Here is a 21948-nt window from a genome sequence, read left to right on the forward strand (position 1 = left end):
ACCAACCAGGAGGTGGCCAAGCCCGAACTCATGACGGCATGATCAACTCACTGACCCCGCACGGTGTCGAGAAACTCCACCACTCAGCGGGACGTCACCCGGGCTGTCGACGAGCGGGAAGTAGAACTCCTCCAGCGGATCACGGGCGTTATGTCGGAGCGGGACACACGCCCGCCTCGCGGGTACCTGTCTGTCCTTCAGATGGCCTGCGATGCCGACGGTCTGGAACTTGATGAAGGGCAAGTCGAGCGTCTATGGCGAGCTGCTAGCGGCTCAGCGCATGGCATGTTCTGGCCGACACTCGAGCTCCAACACCTAATTGAGTTGGAGGACGAAGCCGGGGTGGTTCAGACGGTCCGGATGCCTGACGCAGATGGCATGACGGAAGTTCTACGCGCCGCCTACAAGATGACGCAGCATGCGGTGCTGCAGTACGCCAACTACGCAGGCGCAGACGTCCACGGTCTGATTGCCGATGCCATGGAATGGCTGATCGAACGCGTGCCGCTCAAAGCGGACGCAGACCCCACCGTGATCGGCCAGCTCAGGACAGCCGGGGGCTGGAATGCACCAGACGGAGTAGCGACGGCAGTGGCCGCCACGCGGCGGTTTGACGCGGACGCTCAGGATCGAGCTCTCCGGTGCACCACGACCACGTCGTCCCCGTCCTCCGCGACCACCTCGAAGCCCGGCGGCACTTGCTGGCGGGCTAGCAACGTGACGAAGGCTCCTCTTGGCGCCAGCCACGAGTCGGCATCGGCAAGCACGGCGCGCAGCGGGTCGAGGCCGTCGGGGCCGCCGTCCACCGAGAGGTCGGGCTCGTGCGCGCGGAAGTCGTGGTGGATGTCGGAGAGGTTCCCTGTGGGGACGTGAGGCAGGTAGGCGACCGCGAGGTCGACGCGGCCTCGCAGCGACGTGGGCAGACCGGACCACCAGGAGCCGTGGTGCACGTGGAAGCCGCCGGTGCGGCGGGCGCACTGCAGAGCGGCTTCGTCGACGTCGACGCCGTGGACCTCCGCAGACGGCAGCAGAGAAGCGAGCGACGCGGCCAGGGCCCCGGCGCCGCAGCCGAGGTCGACGACGACTCGCGCGTCCGGCTTCAGGGCGACCGCGGGTTCGAGGAGAGCTTCAGCTCGTCGGCGGGGCACGAAGACGCCGGGCGCGAGGGCGACGCGGACGGGACCGAACTGAGCCCAGCCGACCACCTGCTCCAGCGGGCGTCCTGACGAGCGGTCCGTGACAGCGCCGGCGCGCAACGAGGGCTCGTCGTAGGTCTCCCAGATCGCGGTGGCTTCGTCCTCGGCGTAGACGCAGCCGGCGGCGCGGAGCGCGAGCACGGCCTCGTCGAACGTCACGCCGCTCATTGTCGGGGACGGCAAGCCTGGCAGGATCCGCAGCATGTACGACGTCCAGGCACTGCGGTCGCACTTCCCGAGCCTCGCCGGCGGCACGGCGTACTTCGACGGGCCGGGAGGTACGCAGACGCCCGACGTGGTGGGTGAGGCCATGCGGCACGCCATCACGCAGCCGCTGTCCAACCGCGGCCGCCTGACGCCCGCCGAGCGTAACGCCGACGACATCGTGCTGGGTGCTCGCGCCGCGATGGCCGACCTGCTCGGTGGTGTGCCCGAGGGCGTCGTGTTCGGGCGCAGCATGACCCAGCTGACCTTCGACATCTCGCGGGCCCTGGCCAAGGACTGGGAGCCGGGCGACGAGATCGTGGTCAGCAAGCTGGACCACGACGCCAACGTGCGGCCCTGGGTGATCGCTGCCGAGAGCGTCGGCGTGACCGTGAGGTGGGCGGAGTTCGACCCCGAGTCGGGCGAGCTCGACCCATCAGCCGTCATCGACCTGCTCACCGACGACACGCGACTGGTCGCGGTGACGGCCGCCTCCAACCTGATCGGCACCCGCCCCGACATCCCGGCGATCGCCGCGGGTGTGCGTGAGGCCGGAGCGCTGCTCTACGTCGACGGTGTGCACCACACGGCGCACGTCGCCACCGACGTCGGCGAGCTGGGCGCCGACTTCTACGCCTGCTCGCCCTACAAGTTCCTCGGTCCCCACTGCGGCGTCCTCGTCGCCTCGCCCGACCTGCTCGAAGGACTCGACCCCGACAAGCTGGTGCCGGCGACCAACCAGGTGCCGGAGCGCTTCGAGCTCGGCACGCTGCCCTACGAGCTGATGGCCGGCACGACGGCTGCCGTCGACTTCCTGGCCTCGCTCGGTGACGGCGGTGACCGGCGGTCTCGGCTGCGCGCCGCGTTCACGTCGATCGAGGCCTACGAGGACGGGTTGCGCGATCGCCTGGAGGACGGTCTCTCCCGGCTACCGGTCGTGGTCCACTCGCGGGCGGGCCGTCGTACGCCGACAGTGCTGCTCACCTTCCCCGGTGTAGACGCCGCCGACGTCTCGGTCGCGCTCGCCGAGAGCGACATCAACGCACCAGCGAGCAACTTCTATGCCTGGGAGCCCTCTCATCACCTCGGCCTGGGTGCCGACGGGGGTCTGCGGGTCGGCCTCGCGCCGTACTCGACCGAGGACGACGTCGACCGCCTGCTGACCGCACTGGGGTCGCTCCTGGGGTCGTAGCCCCGGTTTCCTCAGGTCCTCCGTAGTTTCGGGCGACGTGGCATCGACGCGACCGTTGAGGCATGAAGCTCCCACTCTCACAACCGCACACCCGCCTGGGTGCTGCCGCCGCTCTCGCAGTCATCGCCATGGCGGCTCCGGCCTACGCCGGTCCGTCCTCGCCGGGCGCGCCCGGAGTCATCGCCCCACCCGCCGGGCACAAGGTGTTCCTGGTCGCACACGCGGAGGGCGTCCAGATCTACACCTGCAACGCGGCCACCAGCGCCTGGGCGCTGCAGGCACCGCGTGCCCAGCTCTACGCGCAGAACGGCAAGACCCTGGGCAGCCACTACCTCGGTCCGACCTGGGTCGCCAACGACGGCAGCTACGTCGTCGGTCGACGCGTGGCGGGCGTCAACGTCGACCCGTCGGCGATCGACTGGCTGCTCCTGGAGAAGGACGCCTCGGGCCCGGGCGCCGGTGGTGATCGCCTGACCGGCACGACGTACGTCCAGCGGGTCAACACCGTCGGCGGCCGCGCACCCGCTGCATCGCAGTGCCACGTGCCCGGCGAGACCGCCGAGGTGGAGTACTCCGCCGACTACTACTTCTGGAAGAGGAGCGGATCATGAGGAACAGGCTCAAGCGCTGCCGCGAGGTCGTGACGTCGCCCTGGGATCGGATCCCGTCGCGGGTGTACGTCGACTACGGCCTCTCGCCGCTGTCCACGAAGTTCTCCTAGCTTCGCTAGTGACCCAGGTCGAAACGGCCGGCCGCCACCAGGTGCGCTCGGCGCTCGTCGTCGAGGTCCTCGTCGACGATCCGGCCCGAGCCGTCGCGCTCGGGGGCGTGCAGCATCCGACCCTCGGCCGCGACGAACCCCACGTGGTAGATCCGGCCGTCGTCGCGGGCGAAGAAGTAGAGGTCGCCCGGCTCCTCGGTCCCGAGCGGCACGGGGGTGACCGCACGGGCCTGGTCGGGGGAGTCGCGTGGCACCACGACGCCCGCCTGCCGATAGCAGTAGTGCACGAGGCCCGAGCAGTCGAAGCCCGCAGGGCTGGTGCCGCCCCACAGGTAGGTGAGGCCCTGGAAGCGCTCGGCGTAGGCCGCCACCGCGATGCGGTCGGCCGGCACGTGAGCGGGCGGGACGTCGGGATCGTCGTCGTCTGCCTCGCGCAGGTGCGCGAGCCGGACCCAGCCCCGGTAGCCGTCCTGGCCGAGGACCGGCTGCCACGGCGCCACCACCTCGCACCAGCCGTCCCGCTGCTGGTCCACGATGACCGGCTCGCCCCCGAGGAGCTGGGTGAGCGTCCGACCGTGCAGCCCGAGGCGGTCCCCGGGCGTCAGGCCTGACAGCCAGGCAGCGACATCGGGTACGTCGGCAGCGGCTGCCGCGTCGAGGTCGCGAGGAGCCTCGGGAGAGGCCCACATCGTGGCCACAGGTACGCCGACGCGCAGGACGTCGCTCATCCGCTGAGACCCTCGATGCCCAGGCCTGCCGCATCGGGCAGCACGATGAACCCGCCGTCGTACGACGCGCCGCCGACCACGGGCGACTCCCTCGCCCACCAGAAGGCGTCGAGATCGCTGACCTGCGTGGTGCCGACTGCCGCCACCAGTGCCGCCGCAGCACCGACGCCGATCGGCCCCTCCATCATGGAGCCGACGATGGTGCCCATCCCTGCGGCGCGGGCCTGCTCGAGCAGTTGGCGCGCGACGCCGAGACCACCGCACTTGGCGAGCTTGACGTTGACCAGGTCGGCAGCCCGGCGGTCGATGATCGCCCGGAGGTCGCGCAGCGAGAAGACCGACTCGTCGGCCATCACCGAGGTCTCGACGGCAGCAGTCACCTCGGCGAGGCCGTCGATGTCATAGCGCTCCACGGGTTGCTCGACGAACTCGACGCCGAGACCGGCGTCCTCCAGGGCCCGGATCACCCGGATCGCCTCGTCAGGAGTCCAGCCCTGGTTGGCATCGACCCGGATCGCCGCCTGCGGAGCGGCTTCGCGAACGGCGCGTACGCGCGCCACATCGGTCGTCGCATCGGTGCCCACCTTGAGCTTGAGGACCGTGAAGCCCTCGGCGAAGCGCTTGGCCGCGGCCGCTCCCAGCTCGTCGGGCTCGCCGGCGGAGAGCGTGACGTCGGTCGCGATCCTGTTGGTGCCGGCCTCGCCGCCGAGCAGCTGCACGAGTGTCAGGCCGCCACACCTGGCGGCCAGGTCGTGGAGCGCGACGTCCATCGCCGCCTTGGCCCCGAAGTTGCCGACGACGGCGTCTTGCACCTCTCGCGTGAGGTCCTCCAGGTCATCGACCGACCGTCCGACCACGACGTCTGCGAGCGGTCCGCTGAGGCAGGCCTCCGCGCCGGCCAACGACTCACCCGTGACCCGCCAGACCTGCGGTGCCTCGCCGTACCCAGGGCGACCGTCGTCGTCCAGGACCTCGACCACCGTCGTCTCCAGGTGCTCGGTGCGCCTGAGCGCTGTGACGAACGGCGTGTGCAGCGGGGCCGTCAGCCGGTGACAGCGGACCTCGGTGATGGTCATCGCCGTCCAGCGTAGGGCCGTTCCTCACCGCTGGTTGAGGAGGTTGCGCAGCAACCGTCTCGAAACCATGGTGGTCGGCGTGGTCTGGTTTCGAGACAGGCGCTAGCGCGCCTTCCTCAACCAGCGGGTTTCGTGACAGGCGTTGGCGCGCCTTCTGCAACCAGCGGGTTTCGAGACAGGTGCTAGCGCGCCTTCTTCAACCAGCGGGTTTCGAGACAGGGGTTGGCGCGCCTTCCTCAACCGGCGGGTTGCGTGACAGGGGTTGGCGCGCGTTCTTCAAGCGGCGGGTTGCGTGACAGGGGTTGGCGCGCCTTCTTCAACCGGCGGGTTGCGTGACAGAGGTTGGCGCGCCTTCTTCAACCGGCGGGTTGCGTGACAGGCGCTCGCGTGCCTTCCTCAACCGGCGGGTTGCGTGACAGGCGTTAGCGTGCCTTCCTCAACCGGCGGGTTTCGTGACAGGCGTTAGCGTGCCTTCCTCAACCAGCGGGTTTCGAGACAGGCGACTTCCTCAACCAGCGGGCTCACCAGGCGTTCTCGTCGCCCTTGAGGTGGGCGCGGATCCCCTGTCCCGCAAGGGGTTCCCGGGCGAACCGGGGGATCACGTGGAGATGGGCGTGGAAGACCTGCTGGCCGGCGACTGCGCCGCAGTTCCAGCCGAGGTTGTACCCCGCGGGCTGGTGCTCGGCATCCAGCCAGGCCTTGGCCTCGGCCAGCATCGCGAACGTCGCCGCGATCTCGTCGGCCGTCAGGTCGAACACGGTCTCGGCGTGACGGACCGGCACGATGATCCCCGAGTGCTTGAGCGCTCCCTGCCAGCGTTCGTCGTCGAGGTACATCACCAGGTCGTCGGCGAACCGCACCACCTGCTGGGCTTCGAGTGGTGGGCAGTAGGGGCAGGGCACGCGTCAAGAGTGCCAAAGGCGGTGGGAAGGTGGGCGCGTGCGGACACCCGACGGGTACGACGAGGCGCACGCCGCCGCGGCCGTGCTCGCGCAGCTCACGGGGGCTGAGCGACACGACGCGCTCGTCGTCCTGGGATCGGGCTGGGGGCCGGCGGCCGAGGCGTTCGGCGAATCCCAAGCCAGCTTCGCGATGACGGAACTGCCGGGGTTCCACGCGCCCGTCGCCGAGGGTCACCGCGGAGAGGTGCGGTCGGTGGAGGTCGGTGACCACCGCGTCCTGCTGTACCTCGGTCGCACGCATCTCTACGAGGGGCATGGACCCGCGGTGGTCGCGCACCCGGTCCGCACGGCCGCCGCCGCCGGCGTACGCCTGGCGGTGCTGACGAACGCCAACGGCAGCCTGCGCGATGACGTCGCGCTGGGCGAGGCGCTGCTCATCAGCGACCACCTCAACCTTGCCCAGCTCAGCGGTGAGGGCAGTCCCCTGCAGGGGCCGAGGTTCGTGGACCTCACCGACGCCTGGTCGCCACGACTGCGGGCGATCGCCCGGGACGAACAGCCCGGACTCGTGGAGGGCGTCTACGCGCTGCTGCGTGGTCCGCACTACGAGACCTGGGCCGAGGCCGGGTGGCTGCGCCGGATCGGTGCGGACCTGGTCGGCATGTCGACGGTGTGTGAGGCGATCGCGGCGCGAGAGTGGGACGTGGAGCTGGCCGGGCTCTCCACCGTGACCGCGATCGAGGGGGCCCCGAGCGGGATCGACCCCGCCGAGGTCGTGGCGGTTGCGGAGACCACGGCAGGAAGGCTCGGCCCGCTCCTGGTACGACTGGTCCAGCGGGGACTAGACGAGAGGTGAGCCGATGAGCACCGAGACCGCACCCCAGGTCGACCCGCCCGAGCAGCGATCCCAGCCGGCCAAGCGCGGTGCGATCGAGACCAACGGCATCAACGTCATCGACGAGAGCGAGCGCAAAGGCAGCTCGTTCGGGCTGTTCTGGCCGTGGTGTGCCTCGAACATCTCGGTGCTCGCGGTGTCCTACGGCGCGTTCGTGCTGGGCTTCGGGATCAGCCTCACGCAGGCACTGGTCGCCACCGTCGTCGGCGCAGTGGTCAGCTTCTTCCTCGTCGGCCTGGTGTCGATCGCGGGCAAGCGAGGCTCGGCGCCGACGCTGGTGCTGAGTCGGGCGGCGTTCGGTCGCGTCGGCAACGGCCTGCCGGGCCTGGTGTCCTACCTGCTGCTCATCGGGTGGGAGACGGTGCTGGTCAGCCTGTCGACCCTCGCCACCGCGACGGTCTTCGAGCGGATGGGCTGGGCCTCGGGGGACGCGACGAAGGTGGTCGCGTTCGTGGTGGTCGCGCTGGTGATCGTCGCTGTCGGGATCCTCGGCTTCGAGGCGATCATGCGGATCCAGCTCTGGCTGACGGTGGCCATGATCGTGGTCACCGGCGTCTACGTCGGGCTCACCTTCGACCACGTCGACCTCGACGCCGCGCGGGCGCTGCCCGACGGCGCGACGACCGCCGTGATCGGCGCGACGGTGCTGGTGATGACGGGCTTCGGCGTGGGCTGGGTCAACGCCGCTGCCGACTACTCGCGCTACCTCCCGCGCTCGGTGCGCACGCCCGGCGTGGTCTTCTGGCCGACCTTCGGGGGCAGCCTTCCGGTCGTGGTGCTGGTCTCCTACGGGATCCTGCTATGCGCCAGCGATCCCGACCTGGCAGGCGAGGTCGGCGCCGACCCGATCGGTGCGTTGACGACCTTGCTGCCGGACTGGTTCCTGCTGCCGTTCGCCCTGGTCGCCGTCGGGGGTCTGGTCAGTGGCGCGATCCTCGACATCTACTCGTCGGGGCTGACGTTGCTCGCGCTCGGACTCAAGACACCGCGCTGGACCGCTGCCCTGCTCGACGGCGTCCTGATGATCCTGGGCACGATCTACATCCTCTGGATCGCCGACGACTTCTTGTCGGTGTTCATCGCCTTCCTGATCATCTTGGGCGTGCCGATGGCGGCCTGGTGCGGGATCTTCCTGGCCGACCTGTTCATGCGCCGCTACTCCTACGACGAGCGTGCACTGTTCGGTGCCACCGAGACCGGTGGCTACGGCCTGGTCCGCTGGGAGTCCGTGCTGGTGCTGCTGGCAGCAACCGCCGTCGGGTGGGGGCTGGTCATCGACACGACGGGCGCGGGCGACGGCCTCGGTTGGCTCGGCTATCTCCTCGAGCCGCTCGGGCTCGGCGGCCGCGACGGCGAGTGGGCCTACGCCAACCTGGGCGTCCCGGCGGCGCTGGTGGTCGGACTGCTCGGGTACGCACTGCTCGGTGCACCCGCCGTACGCCGGCAGGAGCACGAGCAGGTCGTCGCCGGCGTCAGGGCCGAACGTGTGGACTAGGTGGACTAGTTCGCGCCGGGGATGTCGGGGTCGACGACCCGGACCCGGTCGAGCTGCATGCCGTGGTCGACGCCCCACAGCACGGCGCGCGAGCGGCTGTCGACGTTGATCTTGCGGTAGCACGAGCGGATGTAGGACTTGATCGAGTTGATCGAGAGCTGGGTGCGATCGACGATCTGGGCGTTGGTGAGGCCCTGGGTGATCAGGCAGAGCACCTCGGACTCGCGCGCGGTCAGTCCCTCCTCGCGGCCCGGCCAGTCGCCACCGATCAACGGCAGCCGGGAGGGCTCCTCGCTCACCACGAGCTCGCCCTGCTGAACCTTCTCGAGCGAGGTCACCAGCTCGGAGGCGCTCAGTCGCTTGGACAGGTAGCCGGAGATGCCCAGTTCGAGCGAGGACTCCCGCAGCGCCCGGTCCGTGCTCCACGTGTAGACCACGACCTTGCCGACCCGCGGGTTCTCCAGCAGGTGCACCACGCCTGTGCCGTCGTCGCGCGACTGGGTGAAGGTGTCGAACAGCGCGATGTCGACGGGCTCCGCGACGCTGCTCGACGCATTGAGCTCGACGACCTCGACGCGGTGGGTGTGAGACCGCAGCATGGAGGCGATGCCGTGCACGACGACCTCGTAGTCGTTGACGATCGCGACGCGGATAGGCACCCGGCCAGACTAGGGCCCTGCACCTTCCCGCTCCACCCTCACGGGTGTGGCTCGCCCCCTGATGCCGGTCCATGCTCCGAGTAACCGCGCCATCCCAGGCGGCGAAGACAAGGAGGGCACCACATGATCGTCCTCGGGCTGATCCTGCTCATCATCGGCCTGGTCGCGAGCATTCCGATCCTCACGACCATCGGCGTGATCCTCATCATCGTGGGCCTCGTGCTCAACCTGGTGCCCATCGGTGGCACCCGGCGGAGGGTCTACTAGCAACGTCCGCACGGGCCGGCTCATCGCCCGTGTCGGCACTGCCCACCCCGCGTGCGGGGTGGGCCGTAGCCGTTTGGGGCACACCCCTCGCTTGCGCCTGTGTACGGCGGAGCTCGCCGTCGGTGCCACCGCATAGGGTCGGCCCGTGGCGCTGCACCTACACCGGGCTCCGCGCACCGACCTGCTCGCAGACGCCCTGGCTGACCTCCTGAGTCGGCCGCTCGACGACCCCCTGCTCCAAGAGGTCGTCGTCGTTCCTGCCCGGGGCGTGGAGCGGTGGCTGACCCAGCGGCTCTCCCACCGACTCGGCATCGCCGGCGACACCGCTGGCGGCGACGGTGTGTGCGCGGGGGTGCGGTTCCTCAGCCCGAGGTCCCTGGTGACGCTGGTGCTGGGCCGCGACCACGATGACCCCTGGGACCCCGAGCGCCTGGTGTGGCCGCTGCTGGCCACGATCGACGCCAGCCTCGACGAGCCGTGGTGCAAGCCGCTGGCCGACCATCTCGGCCACGGGCTCACCGGCGACGATGCCGAGCTCCGCCGCAACCGGCGTTACAGCGTGGCGATCAGGTTGGCGTCGCTGTTCGCCTCCTACGCCGCCCAGCGACCCTCGATCGTCACCGACTGGCGTGAGGGCCGAGACACCGACGGCGCGGGTGGTCGGCTCGACGCCGACCTCGCCTGGCAACCCGAGCTGTGGCGACGCGTGCTGACCAGGGTCGACGCCGCGCCACCCGACATCCGCCACACAGCCACGCTCGACCTCCTTCGGTCCGGTGGCACCGCGCTCGACCTGCCTCCGCGGCTCTCGCTGTTCGGCCACACCAGGCTGCCCGCCACCGAGGTCGAGCTGCTGGGCGCGTTGGGCGAGCACCACGACGTCCACCTCTACCTGCCTCAGGCCTCGCCCGCCCTGTGGGACGCGCTCGCGGGTCTGGGCGGCTCGGTAGCCCGGGTGGACGACGACTCCGCGACCCGCGTCGGTCACCCGCTCCTGGCCTCGCTCGGCCGCGACGCCCGCGAGCTGCGGCGCTCACTCGACGGGGCCGGGTTCCCGTCGGGTGACGCGGTGCCGCTCGCAGACGACGAGCCGGCCACGTTGCTCGCGATGCTCCAGCACGACCTCCGTGCCAACCACTCGCCGACCGTGGAGGAGCGTGCGGGCCGTCACCACGACATCGACGACCGCAGCCTCCAGGTGCACGCGTGTCACGGGCCCTCGCGTCAGGTCGACGTGCTCCGCGAGGTGCTCGTCGGGCTGCTCGAGGACGACCCGACGCTCGAGCCGCGCGACATCTTGGTGATGTGCCCCGACATCGAGACCTACGCCCCCCTGATCTCGGCCGGCTTCGGGCTCGCCCCGACCGGCCCGGAGGCCGCCGACGGAGTCGGCGTGGCCGCCCACCCCGCTCACCGCCTGAGGGTCAAGCTCGCCGACCGGGCACTGGTGAGCACCAACCCGCTGCTCGCGATCGCCGGAGTGCTGCTCGACCTCAGTGGCGGCAGGGTGACGGCTTCCGAGGTGCTCGACCTGGCCGCCAGCGACCCCTGTCGACGCAGGTTCGGATTCACCGACGACGAGCTCGAGCGAGCCGGCCGCTGGGTCGCCAGCACCGGCATCCGCTGGGGCCTGGACCGCGAGGCGCGGGCGGCCTTCTCGATGGAGCGCTTCCCCCAGAACACCTGGCGCACCGGCCTCGACCGGATCCTGCTGGGTGTGGCCATGAGCGGTGACGACCACCGGCACCTCGGCACCGGCCTGCCGCTCGACGACGTGGGCAGCAACGAGGTCGACCTGGCCGGTCGCCTCGCCGAGCTGGTCGACCGGCTCGGCCAGTGCCTGCACGCCCTCGACGAGGCCCGCACGGTCGCCGACTGGATGACGGCCTTGCGCGCCGGCGTACGCAGCCTGACCGACGTACCCGCCGACGACGCCTGGCAGTACCCCCAGCTCGAGCGCGAGCTGGCGCGCGCCTCGGCCACCGACTCTGGCCCCGACTCTGGCCCCGACTCTGGCACCGACTCTGGCACCGACTCTGGGTCCGGGCTGGAGCTGAGGCTCGCCGACGTACGCGCCCTCCTCGGGGGCCGCCTGGCCGGTCGGCCGACGCGGGCCAACTTCCGCACCGGCACGCTCACGGTCTGCACGATGGTGCCGATGCGCTCGGTCCCCCATCGGGTGGTCTGCCTGCTCGGCCTCGACGACGGGGTCTTCCCGCGAGCCGGGTTCGTCGACGGCGACGACGTGCTCGCCCGCCGGCCGCGCACCGGCGAACGCGACGGCCGCAGCGAGGACCGCCAGCTCCTGCTCGACGCCGTGATGGCCGCGACCGAGCACCTCGTGGTGACCTACACCGGCGCCAACGAGCACTCCGGTGCCCGCCGCCCACCCGCCGTCCCCCTGGGCGAGCTGCTCGACGCCGCCGACCGCACCACCGCCGCGCCCGTGCGCGACGAGATCCTCACCCGGCACCCGCTCCAGCCCTACGACCCGCGCAACCTCAAGGCCGGCGACCCGGCCGGTGATCCTCCCGAGTGGTCGGTCGCGGAGCTGCGCGGACCTGCGCAGCGCCCGTTCAGCTTCGACGTCTCGTCTCTGGCCGGCGCTCGTTCTGCTGCCGGCCCGCGCCGGCCCGCGCCACCGCTGCTCACCGGCGCCCTGCCGCCCCGTGAGGCAGAGGACGTCACGCTCGACGACCTGGTGCGGTTCTTGCTGCACCCGGTCCGCACGTTCCTTCGTGACCGCCTCGACCTGGCGACGCCGTTCGAGCCCGACGAGCTCGACGACGCGATCCCGGTCTCCCTCGACTCGCTCGAGGTGTGGCAGGTGGGAGACCACCTGCTGCGCGAGCTCCTGGCCGGACAAGACCCCGTGGCGGTGATGACGGCCGAGCAGCTGCGCGGCACCCTGCCGCCCTTCCGGCTCGGCGAACGAGCCCTGACGGGCGTGACCGAGGAGTGCCAGAAGCTGTGGAACGGCACCGCCGAGCTGCGCACCGGCACCCGCCGGTCGGTCGACGTCGATGTCGACCTGGGCAACGGCCGTCGGCTGACCGGCACCATCCCCGGGGTCTACGGCACCAAGCTGGTCTCGCTCGGCTACTCCCGGCTCAAGGCCAAGCAGCGCCTGCGCACGTGGGTGGAGCTGCTCGCTCTCTCGGCATCCGACCCCGACCAGAGCTGGACGGGTCACGCCGTCGGGCGCGAGCGGGCCGGACCCAAGAGGGCGCTGACCGGGCCACTCGACCAACGAGCTGCCGCCTGGCTGCGGTCGCTCGTCGAGCTGCGCGACCTGGGTCTGACCACACCGTTGCCGATGCCGGTCGCCACTGCCGCAGCCTGGGCCGACGCCCACGCCAAGGCCGAGCGCGGCATGGACATCGACGTCAAGCAAGCCGCTCGTCGCGAGTGGGAGACCGACCGCTTCGCGGGTGCGGCGTCGTTCGCCAAGGAGGACCAGGACGCCTACCACGTGCGCGTGTTCGGGCCACACCTCTCGGTCGAGGGGCTGATCGACCTCGGCCTGCCGCAGTACGCCTGGCAGGTCTGGGAGCCCCTGCTCAGTGGTGCCGAGAAGGTCGGGCCACTATGACGCGCGCGGACGGAACCCCCTGTGCCGTCAAGGCTCCAGCCACCGGGATTCCCTGTGGTTGAGCCCGTTCCCTTCTCCATCACAGACCCGCTGCCCCAGGGCACGGTGCTGCTGGAGGCGAGCGCCGGCACGGGCAAGACGTGGACCATCGGGGCGCTCGTCACGCGCTACGTCGCCGAAGGTGTCGCCAGGCTCGAGCAGATGCTGGTGGTGACCTTCGGGCGCGCGGCCAGCCAGGAGCTGCGTGAGCGGGTGCGGGCCCAGCTGGTCGAGGCCGAGCAGGCGCTGAGCGACGACGAGGCCGAGCGGGTCGCCGTACCCTCCTCGGAGCTGGTCGAGATGCTGCGCCGATACGAGCCCGACGAGCGTCGGGTCGCGCACCGCCGGGTCGTCGATGCCCTGGTGGGCTTCGACGCCGCGACCATCGCGACCACGCACCAGTTCTGCTCGATGGTGCTCGACTCGCTGGGCGTCGCGGGCGACTCCGACTCGCGAGCACGTCTGGTCGAGGACCTCGACGACCTGGTCAAGGAGACCGTCGACGACCTCTACCTGCGGGCGTTCGCTCTCGACGAGGAGGGTCCGGCGTTCGACTACGCCACCGCCCTCGACATCGCCCGCAAGGTCGTCGACGACCCGCAGGCCGCGCTGAGGCCGCTGGGTGAGGACCGGTCGACGACTGCAGGACGCCGGGTCTCCTTCGCCGAGGCCGTCCGCAAGGAGATGGAGCGCCGCAAGCGCCGGCTCGGCATCTTGTCCTACGACGACCTGCTCAGCGAGCTGGCACGTGCACTGGAGCCCGGTGAGGGCGGCGGCACCACGCCTGCTGCCCAGCGGATGCGCCAGCGCTGGCAGATCGTGCTGGTCGACGAGTTCCAAGACACCGACCCCGTGCAGTGGCAGGTGCTCGACCGGGCCTTCAGCGGCCACGCCACGATGGTGCTCATCGGTGACCCCAAGCAAGCCATCTACGCCTTCCGCGGCGGCGACGTCACGACCTACCTCACCGCAGCCGCCACCGCGGCGACCCAGCAGACGCTGTCGGTCAACTGGCGAAGCGACGCCCCGCTCCTCTCGGCGGTGCAGGAGCTACTGCGAGGAGCCGCACTCGGCGACGACCGCATCCTGGTGCGCGACGTCGACGCCCACCACGACGAGAGTCGGCTGCAAGGCGCTGGTTCCCCGTTCCGCGTGCGGGTCATCCGCCGCGGCGACATCTCCCGGCGACCCGTGCTGCTGTCGGTCGGCCAGGTGCGACCGCGCATCGCCCGCGACCTGGCCCACGACGTACGCCGGCTCGTCGACTCGGGGGCCACCTTCGACGGGCGTCCCGTGCGGCCACGCGACATCGCCGTGATCGCCTACCGTCACGCGGACCTCGCCGATGCCCAAGCGGCGCTGGCCGACGTCGGCATCCCTGGTGTGATCGCCGGCGGTGGCAGTGTGTTCGCAACGCCCGCGGCAGTCGAGTGGCTGACCTTGCTGGAGGCGTTGGAGCAGCCGCACCGCAGTACCCGCGTCCGCGCGGCGGCACTGACCTGCTTCTTCGGGCACACCGCCGCAGCCCTCGACGCGAGGTCCGGTGGCGGCGGCGACGAGCTCACCGACGAGGTCGCCGACGAGCTGCGGTCGTGGCTCGAGCTGTTCGGCAGCCGTGGGCTGGCCGCCGTGCTCGAAGCAGCCACGACCGGTGGACTTTCCGGGCGCGTGCTCGCCGAGGTGGGTGGCGAGCGGCGGCTGACCGACATCCGCCATATCGGCGAGGCCCTCCACGAGGCAGCGCTCACCGAGCGTCACGGGCTCGTCTCCCTGTTGTCCTGGCTGCGGGAGCAGGTCGCCGAGGGACGCGCCGGACGTGGTCTCGAGCGGACCCGACGCCTCGATAGCGACGCCGCCGCGGTGCAGCTGGTGACGATCCACGCGAGCAAGGGCCTCGAGTACCCCGTCGTCTACCTGCCTGCGCTCGCCGACCGACACGTCTCCGAGCCGGAGCTGCCGCGCTACCACGACGACGAGGGTCGCCGCTGTCGCAACGTCGGCGCCGGCGGAGCAGGCTGGGCCGATGGCGTGCGCCGGGCCCAGGACGAGGACGCCGGCGAGTGGCTGCGGCTGCTCTACGTCGCGCTCACGCGCGCACAGTCCCAGGTGGTGTGCTGGTGGTCGCCGACCAAGAACACCGAGGCGTCGCCGCTGCACCGGATGCTGATGCGTGCCGAAGGAGTCGCCGAGGTGCCCGAGCGGCCCTCCGTCCCGTCCGACGACGAGGTGGTCGCGCTCTTCGGGCAGTGGCGCGACCGCGGCGGCCCGGTTCCCGAGCTGGCGGTGGTCGCCGAGCTCACCGAGGCGCCCGAGGTCGAGGACATCCCCGTGCTCGGTGTGCGCACCTTCACCCGTTCGGTCGACGCCGCGTGGCGCCGCACGTCCTACTCCTCGTTGTCGGCCGTGCGCGCCGACACCGTGGTCGATGCCGTCACCAGCGAGCCGGAGGTGATGGGCAAGGACGACGAGCAACTCTCGCTGGTCGAGGAGGTTGCGCAGCAACCGTCACGAGACCCGGTGAGTGATCTGCCCTCGCCGATGGCGAACCTTCCCGTCGGCGCGACGTTCGGCTCGCTCGTCCACGCGGTGCTCGAGCACGCCGACCCGGCGGCAGCCGACTTCCGAGCCGAGCTGCTGGGTCACATCGACGAGCAGCGGGGCTGGTGGCCGGTCGAGCTCGACCGCGAGGAGCTCGCTGACGCGCTGGTGGCCGTGTGCGACTCGCCGCTCGGAGGGCCGGGTTCGGGGCTCGAGGGCATCACGCTGCGGGGCGTCTCCCTGAGCGACCGGCTGCGCGAGATGGACTTCGAGCTGCCGCTGGCCGGAGGTGACGTGCGGGGTCCGCGCTCCGACATACGTCTGCTCGACCTGGCGCCCCTCCTGGAGAGGCACCTGCCCGAGGGCGATCCGGTGCGCGCCTACTCCGGGCCGTTGCGCGGGCCGCTCGGCGACCAGACGTTGCGCGGCTACCTGACCGGTTCGGTCGACGTGGTGCTGCGGGTGCCGACGCCCGACGGTCCGCGGTTCCACGTCGTCGACTACAAGACCAACTGGCTCGGCCCGGCCGACGAGCCGCTGACGGCCGCGGCCTACCGTCCGCAGGCGCTCGACGCCGCCATGGGTCACTCCGACTACCCGCTCCAGGCGCTGCTCTACGCCGCCGTGCTGCACCGCTTCCTGCGCTGGCGGCTCCCGGACTACGACCCCGAGCGACACCTCGGTGAGGTGCTCTACCTCTACGTCCGCGGCATGTGCGGTCCCGCGACGCCGCTGGTCGATGGCGCCCCGTGCGGCGTCTTCAGCTGGCGGGCCCCCGTCGGCCTGGTCGAGGAGCTGTCCAGCCTCCTGGCGGGCAGGGTCACCGCATGACCGAGCTGTTCGAACCCACCAGCGAGCACGACTGGCGCCTGGCCACCGACCGGTCGGGCCTGCTGGGTGCCTTCAACGACGGACTGATGCTGACCTCGGGCGATCTCCACGTCGCCAGGCGGGTGGGCGCGCTCGGCGGCGAGGACGACGAACGCGTGCTGCTGGCCGTGGCCCTGGCCGTACGAGGCGTACGCCGCGGGTCGGTGTGCGTATCGCTCGACCAGGTTCGCGCCGACGCACCGGAGCTGCCGTGGCCCGACCTCTCGTCCTGGCAGCAGGCCGTGGCCGCGTCCGGCCTGACCGATGCGGGCGTGGTCAGGTCCGAGTTCGGCCTGCTCTACCTCGACCGCTACCACCGCCTCGAGCGGCAGGTCTGCGACGACGTGATGGCGCGTGCCGACCAACCGCCGCCGATGGTCGACGAGTCACGTCTGGCCGCCGCTCTCGAGCACGTCCGCGGCACGCGCGCGAGCGAGGAGCAGCTGGCCGCGGCTGCTGCGGCCGTGCGTCGCTGGACGACCGTCGTCACCGGCGGTCCCGGCACGGGCAAGACCACGACCGTGGCCCGGATGCTGGCGTTGATCGCCGACCAGGCGGTCGCGCGGGGGGAGCGCATCTCGGTGGCGCTGACGGCGCCGACGGGCAAGGCCGCGAGCCGGCTGCAGGAGGCGGTGTCCGGCGAGCTGGCCGGCCTGGCTGGCGTGCCCGACGCGGTCGCGGTCCTCGGTCGCCCGCTGGGTGTCACGCTGCATCGGCTGCTGGGATGGCGACCTGACAACACCACCAGGTTCCGTCACGACCGGGCCAACCGCCTCAAGTACGACGTCGTGGTGGTCGACGAGTCGTCGATGGTCGAGCTGACGATGATGGCCCGGCTGCTGGAGGCGCTGAAGCCCGACAGCCGGTTGATCCTGGTCGGCGACCCCCAGCAGCTGACCTCGGTGGGGGCCGGCGCAGTGCTCGGCGACCTCGTGCGCGGCTATGCGACGCGGACCGACTCGCCGGTCGTCGGGCTGACCCACAACCACCGTTTCAAGGCCGAGATCGAAGCACTGGCTGCCGCCCTCCAGGCCGAGGACGCCGACGCCGTGCTCGACGTCCTGCGGTCGGGCTCGCGTGAGGTCTCGTTCGTGGAGGCGGCGAGCGAGGAGGACCTGTCCGCGGCTCTGCGCCCCGAGCTCGTCGCCGCCGCGCGTCAGGTCCGCGACCTGGCGGAGGCCGAGGACGCACGCGGCGCGCTCGACGCGCTCGACCAGCACCGGCTGTTGTGCGCTCACCGTGAGGGGCCCTTCGGCGTGCGCCGCTGGAACTCCCTGGTCGAGCGCTGGCTGGCCGAGGAGGTCGGCGAGCTGGGCGGTCCGCAGGTCCGGGGCTGGTACGTCGGGCGGCCACTGCTGGTCACCAACAACGACTACGCCCTCGATGTCTACAACGGCGAGTTCGGTGTGGTCGTCCGCCAGGGGCTGCGCCGTCGGGTGTTCATCTCGGGATCGGGCGAGCTGCGCGACTTCGCGCCCGGCCGGCTCGACGCGGTGGACACCATGCATGCGATGACCATCCACAAGGCCCAGGGCAGCCAGGCCCGGCGAGTGACCGCGCTGCTGCCCGAGGAGGGCTCGCGGCTGCTGACGCGCGAGCTGTTCTACACCGCGATCACCCGCGCCCAGGAGCACGTCCGCGTCGTCGGCACCGAGGCCGCCGTGCGCGCCGCCGTCGAGCGTCCGGCCCAGAGGGCCTCCGGCCTCGCGGAGCGGATCGCTAGTCGCGGCTAGCGATCGAGGCGGCCAGCGCGGCGAGGTGACCGAGCCTGGCGAGCTCGGACTGCAAGAACTCCGGGCCGCCTCGGCGGCCCAGCACCACGATGTCCTTGCCGGTCAGCGGCGCCGCGCAGAGCAGGTCCTCGCCCTCGTGGGCGTCGAGGTGCACCGGCTTGTCGGCCCACGAGTACGGAACGTTCGGCGGTGCGCCCTCGGTGCCGCGCAGCACCTCGTCGCCCGGCCCGACCCACGCGCCCCACTCGCAGCGGAAGGTCACCGGCAGCATGTCGACCAGTCGCTCCAGGGCCACGTCGGGGGCGGCGGTCAGCTCCTCGACGACCTCGAGGTCGAGGAACAGGTTGTTGCCTGCGGCGTAGCGGCTGATCCACACGACCCGCACCCCGTCGAGCGCGTTGCACGCTGACACGATCGAGTCGGGCATCACGCCCGGCGGGGTCTCGAGGAGCACGTCGTCGACGGCCGTGCCGTCGTACCGCTTCTCGACGATCTCCAGGGCCTCGATGTCACCGCCGGCGCTACCGATCGCGGTGGCCAGACGGCCCAGCGAACCGGGCACGTCGGGGAGCTCGACCCGGAGCAACAGGCTCATGGCCCGAGCCTAGGCCCCCTGTGTTGCCCCGAGGTGAAGTCTCGGCAGTCAGATCTCCTCGAGCACGAAGAGCGGGATCTGCCGCTCGGTGCGGGTCTGGTAGACGGCGTAGGTCGACCAGGTCTGCACGGCGTAGGCCCACCAGTCCTCGCGCTCGGCGCCCTCGAGGAGGCGAGCGCGGTAGAGCTTGGCCTCCGGCCCGTCCTGCAGCTGGACGACCGGGTTGGCCAGGAAGTTGTAGTACCACTCGGGGTTGCTGGGGGCGCCTCCGATGGAGGCGACGGCGAGGTAGGTGCCGTCTCGCTCGACGCGCATCAGCGGGTTCTTGCGCAGCGCCCCGGACTTGCGGCCGACCGAGGTGATCACCACGATCGGGTCCTGGCCGCCGCGCAGGGTGTTGGCGCGGGCACCCCCGGAGGCTTCGTACTCCTCGACCTGGTCACGGACCCACTGCTCGGTGCTCGGCACGTACTCGCCCTGGAGAAGAGTCATGGTGCGCTCAACGACACCTATCCGGCTGGGATTCCCGTCACCGAGGGCAGGCGGCGACCGCGAGGCCGTCGACCAGGTCGTTCATCCGGTCGCCGGAGTGGCCCTTGACCCACGAGAACGCGACGTCACCGCGGTCGACGTAGAGGCCCACGAGCGGCTCCCACAGATCGCGGTTGGCCACCGGCTTCTTCGCGCTGTTGGTCCAGCCGCGGTCGAGCCAGCCCTGCCACCAGCGGTCGCGGAAGCAGTTCACGACGTACGTCGAGTCGCTGACGACCAGCAGGGGTCCCTCGTTGGCCAGCACCGCCTCCAGCGCGGCCTGGACCTCCATGCGCTGGTTGGTGGTGCGGACCGCGCTGCCGGCGGCGTACGTCGTCTCGTCCAGAGCCCAGGCCCAGCCGCCCGGCCCGGGGTTGCCCGAGCAGGCGCCGTCGGTCCAGACGCGAGTCGCGCCGACCGGGACCTCCATGTCGGGCGGTCGCGGCCGGCGTACGCGGGTGCCCTGGCGAGGGCTAGGGCTCGGGGCGGGGGTCACCCGAGCAACCTAGTCGCCCACTACGGTCACTCCCATGAGCGCCATCGACGGTGTGTCCGAGACGTTCGACGCATCCGCATGGGATGTCGTCGCGGGGTTCGAGAGTCTGACCGACCTGACGTACCACCGGGCCAAGGCCCATGGCACGGTCCGGATCGCGTTCGACCGGCCCGACGTCCTCAACGCCTTCCGGCCCCACACGGTCGACGAGCTGCTGCGGGTCCTCGAGCACGCGCGTACGTCGAGCGACGTCGGCTGCGTGCTGCTCACGGGCAACGGACCCTCGGACAAGAACGGCAAGTGGGCCTTCTGCACCGGCGGGGACCAGCGGATCCGCGGCCGCACCGGTTACCAGTACGCCGAGGGTGAGGACGCCTCGACCGTCGACCAGGCGCGCTTCGGCCGCCTGCACATCCTGGAGTGCCAGCGGCTGATCCGCTTCATGCCCAAGGTCGTCATCGCCCTGGTCAACGGCTGGGCCGCGGGTGGCGGCCACAGCCTCCACGTCGTCTGCGACCTGACCCTCGCCTCGACGGAAGAGGCGAGGTTCAAGCAGACCGACGCGGACGTCGGGTCCTTCGACGGCGGGTACGGATCGGCGTACCTCGCCCGCCAGGTCGGCCAGAAGATCGCCCGCGAGATCTTCTTCCTCGGCCAGGAGTACTCCGCCGAGGACGGCGTGCGGATGGGCACCGTCAACCGCGCCGTCCCCCACGCCGAGCTCGAGGCGACCGGCCTCGAATGGGGCCGGCTCGTCAACGGCAAGTCCCCGCAGGCCCAGCGGATGCTGAAGTACGCCTTCAACCTCCTCGACGACGGTCTCGTCGGTCAGCAGCTGTTCGCCGGCGAGGCCACCCGGATGGCGTACATGACCGACGAGGCCGTCGAGGGTCGCGACCAGTTCCTCGAGAAGCGCGATCCCGACTGGTCGCGGTTCCCCTGGTACTACTGACTCGCCGCGTTTCCGCTGGTCATCCCTGTAGGAGCGGGGCCGGTCAAGGGGTGTTCTTGGGTGCCGCGACGTAGTTGCGGGCGCGCCGGACCGGGTGTGCGGTTTGGTTGGGCGCTGACGGTGCCCGGTGTTACAGTTGTCAACCTGGGCTGGCCGAGAGGCCCTGGTCCAACCTTTAGGCGGGGACATCCCCCGCCACCCCTTGAGGCGGGTTCTTCCCGCCTCAAGTCGTTTCCAGGGGTCTTGTCGTGCGTGAGCTGAGCATCTTCATCGACGAGTCCGGTGACTTCGGCCCCTTCGAGAAGCACTCCCCGTTCTATGTGCTGAGCCTCGTCTTTCACGACCAGAGCGACGACATCGCTGGGCACTTGGACAAGATCCACGACGCGTTGGTAATGCGTGGCTTGCCGACAGACCACGCGATCCACACTGGTCCCCTGATCCGTCGAGAGCACGACTATCGGCTGCTCGACATGCCATCCCGCCGCTTGATCTTCCGGGTGCTTGTCGACTTCGTCCGGACGTGCGAGGTCACGCACCACTCGTGGGTGTTCAGCAAGCGCGAGCTTGGTGACACAGACCGGCTCGTGAGCGCGATGTCACGCGAGCTTGGCATGTTGATCCGGTCGAACTCCGAGTTCTTCAGTTCTTGGGAGCGCATCGTCATCTACTACGACAACGGTCAGAAAGAGATCACGAACCTCGTCAACAGCGTCTTCAACGCACACCTGAGTGTCGAGGTGCGCAAGGTGGTTCCGGCTGACTACAGCCTCTTTCAGGCAGCTGACCTGTGCTGCACGCTGGCGCTCCTCCGGCAGAAGATCGAGACTGGCGGGCTGTCACCGTCCGAGCGCGGTTTCTTCTCCACGCCCAAGGACAGCGCCGAGCGCGCGCTCAAGAAGGGCTACTTCAAGACGCTGGATCGCAAGCGCTTCGGCGCCTGAACCCGTAGGAAACGTAACCCCCGCTGGCCTGCAGATCGAACTACGTGTCAGTCACCGTCCGCCGTGGTGCGCCAGACGTGGGCCACGTCAGAGCGCGCGACGCCTCGACGGATGGGTTCGAGCGTCGCGGATCTGCTGCAGTTCGTCGGCCGAGAGCAGGTAGTCGAGCCTGTTGAAGTGCGCTCGATCCCGGCCATCCATGATCCGGCGGTACTCGTTCAACATCCGCATGTAGGTGTCCAACATCGGGAAGTGTGAGTTTCCGTCGTCGTGGCGCTTCAGCATGGACAGGATGCCGTCGTGCGCGCGCTTTCCCGCGCCGA

The 21948-nt window shown here is 70.7% G+C and carries 19 protein-coding genes; 10 read left to right on the top strand and 9 right to left on the bottom strand.

Annotation, left to right across the window (positions count from 1 at the left end):
* Positions 1-623 precede the first annotated feature (623 nt).
* Complete coding sequence (locus ISU10_RS08140) at positions 624-1355, bottom strand: methyltransferase (protein WP_194695894.1); 732 nt, start codon at positions 1353-1355, stop codon at positions 624-626.
* Positions 1356-1398: 43 nt separating this feature from the next.
* Here ISU10_RS08140 and ISU10_RS08145 point away from each other — a divergent pair, with 43 nt between their 5' ends.
* Together ISU10_RS08145 and ISU10_RS08150 are read left to right on the top strand one after the other, a co-directional pair.
* Positions 1399-2592, top strand: a complete 1194-nt coding sequence (locus ISU10_RS08145; RefSeq protein WP_194695895.1) for a cysteine desulfurase-like protein — start codon at positions 1399-1401, stop codon at positions 2590-2592.
* Between the two features lie 62 nt (positions 2593-2654).
* The gene (locus tag ISU10_RS08150) at positions 2655-3203 is read left to right on the top strand and encodes a DUF3455 domain-containing protein (RefSeq protein WP_194695896.1); all 549 of its coding nucleotides are present in this window, start codon (positions 2655-2657) and stop codon (positions 3201-3203) included.
* A 115-nt stretch (positions 3204-3318) separates the two neighbouring features.
* Here the strand turns inward: ISU10_RS08150 and ISU10_RS08155 are convergent, their stop codons facing one another.
* From ISU10_RS08155 to ISU10_RS08165, 3 genes are all read right to left on the bottom strand, one after another.
* Entirely contained in the window at positions 3319-4041 is a 723-nt protein-coding gene (locus ISU10_RS08155) for a C40 family peptidase (RefSeq protein ID WP_194695897.1), read from the bottom strand.
* Positions 4038-5117 carry a mandelate racemase/muconate lactonizing enzyme family protein gene (locus ISU10_RS08160; RefSeq protein ID WP_194695898.1) on the bottom strand — a complete coding sequence of 360 codons (1080 nt, stop codon included), beginning with the start codon at positions 5115-5117 and terminating at the stop codon, positions 4038-4040. Before ISU10_RS08160 ends, ISU10_RS08155 begins: the two co-directional genes overlap by 4 nt.
* A gap of 521 nt (positions 5118-5638) precedes the next feature.
* Complete coding sequence (locus ISU10_RS08165) at positions 5639-6019, bottom strand: HIT family protein (RefSeq protein ID WP_370864982.1); 381 nt, start codon at positions 6017-6019, stop codon at positions 5639-5641.
* A 37-nt stretch (positions 6020-6056) separates the two neighbouring features.
* Between ISU10_RS08165 and ISU10_RS08170 the strand changes: the two genes are divergently transcribed.
* Positions 6057-6875, top strand: coding sequence for a purine-nucleoside phosphorylase (locus ISU10_RS08170; protein WP_194695899.1), 819 nt, complete (start codon positions 6057-6059; stop codon positions 6873-6875).
* Positions 6876-6879: 4 nt separating this feature from the next.
* A complete protein-coding gene (locus ISU10_RS08175) occupies positions 6880-8409 on the top strand; it encodes a purine-cytosine permease family protein (protein ID WP_194695900.1) in 1530 nt (509 codons plus the stop codon).
* A gap of 5 nt (positions 8410-8414) precedes the next feature.
* Here the strand turns inward: ISU10_RS08175 and ISU10_RS08180 are convergent, their stop codons facing one another.
* Positions 8415-9068 carry a response regulator transcription factor gene (locus ISU10_RS08180; RefSeq protein ID WP_370864984.1) on the bottom strand — a complete coding sequence of 218 codons (654 nt, stop codon included), beginning with the start codon at positions 9066-9068 and terminating at the stop codon, positions 8415-8417.
* A 123-nt stretch (positions 9069-9191) separates the two neighbouring features.
* Between ISU10_RS08180 and ISU10_RS08185 the strand changes: the two genes are divergently transcribed.
* The 4 genes from ISU10_RS08185 (at position 9192) to recD (ending at position 18107) form a co-directional block, all read left to right on the top strand.
* A complete protein-coding gene (locus tag ISU10_RS08185; RefSeq protein ID WP_194695901.1) occupies positions 9192-9335 on the top strand; it encodes a hypothetical protein in 144 nt (47 codons plus the stop codon).
* Between the two features lie 145 nt (positions 9336-9480).
* Positions 9481-12927, top strand: coding sequence for an exodeoxyribonuclease V subunit gamma (recC, locus tag ISU10_RS08190; protein ID WP_194695902.1), 3447 nt, complete (start codon positions 9481-9483; stop codon positions 12925-12927).
* Positions 12928-12981: 54 nt separating this feature from the next.
* Positions 12982-16335 carry a UvrD-helicase domain-containing protein gene (locus ISU10_RS08195; protein WP_194695903.1) on the top strand — a complete coding sequence of 1118 codons (3354 nt, stop codon included), beginning with the start codon at positions 12982-12984 and terminating at the stop codon, positions 16333-16335.
* Positions 16332-18107 carry an exodeoxyribonuclease V subunit alpha gene (recD, locus tag ISU10_RS08200; RefSeq protein ID WP_194695904.1) on the top strand — a complete coding sequence of 592 codons (1776 nt, stop codon included), beginning with the start codon at positions 16332-16334 and terminating at the stop codon, positions 18105-18107. Before ISU10_RS08195 ends, recD begins: the two co-directional genes overlap by 4 nt.
* Here the strand turns inward: recD and ISU10_RS08205 are convergent.
* Genes ISU10_RS08205 through ISU10_RS08215 form a run of 3 tightly spaced genes read right to left on the bottom strand, consistent with a single transcriptional unit; the run spans position 18094 to position 19729 of the window.
* Positions 18094-18702, bottom strand: coding sequence for an ACT domain-containing protein (locus ISU10_RS08205; protein WP_194695905.1), 609 nt, complete (start codon positions 18700-18702; stop codon positions 18094-18096). The genes recD and ISU10_RS08205 overlap by 14 nt on opposite strands.
* 48 nt (positions 18703-18750) lie before the next feature.
* On the bottom strand, positions 18751-19194 hold the full coding sequence (locus tag ISU10_RS08210) for a nitroreductase family deazaflavin-dependent oxidoreductase (RefSeq protein WP_194695906.1): 444 nt from the start codon (positions 19192-19194) through the stop codon (positions 18751-18753).
* Between the two features lie 37 nt (positions 19195-19231).
* Positions 19232-19729: a ribonuclease H family protein gene (locus tag ISU10_RS08215; protein WP_370864986.1), complete on the bottom strand. Its 498-nt coding sequence runs from the start codon at positions 19727-19729 to the stop codon at positions 19232-19234.
* A gap of 34 nt (positions 19730-19763) precedes the next feature.
* Here ISU10_RS08215 and ISU10_RS08220 point away from each other — a divergent pair, with 34 nt between their 5' ends.
* The gene (locus tag ISU10_RS08220) at positions 19764-20681 is read left to right on the top strand and encodes a 1,4-dihydroxy-2-naphthoyl-CoA synthase (RefSeq protein WP_194695907.1); all 918 of its coding nucleotides are present in this window, start codon (positions 19764-19766) and stop codon (positions 20679-20681) included.
* 248 nt (positions 20682-20929) lie between these two features.
* On the top strand, positions 20930-21625 hold the full coding sequence (locus ISU10_RS08225) for a DUF3800 domain-containing protein (RefSeq protein WP_194695908.1): 696 nt from the start codon (positions 20930-20932) through the stop codon (positions 21623-21625).
* A gap of 87 nt (positions 21626-21712) precedes the next feature.
* Here ISU10_RS08225 and ISU10_RS08230 read toward each other — a convergent pair whose 3' ends face one another.
* Entirely contained in the window at positions 21713-21910 is a 198-nt protein-coding gene (locus ISU10_RS08230; RefSeq protein WP_194695909.1) for a YfbU family protein, read from the bottom strand.
* Positions 21911-21948: the final 38 nt, after the last annotated feature.

The sequence above is a fragment of the Nocardioides agariphilus genome, assembly GCF_015352445.1.
GTDB lineage: Bacteria > Actinomycetota > Actinomycetes > Propionibacteriales > Nocardioidaceae > Nocardioides > Nocardioides agariphilus.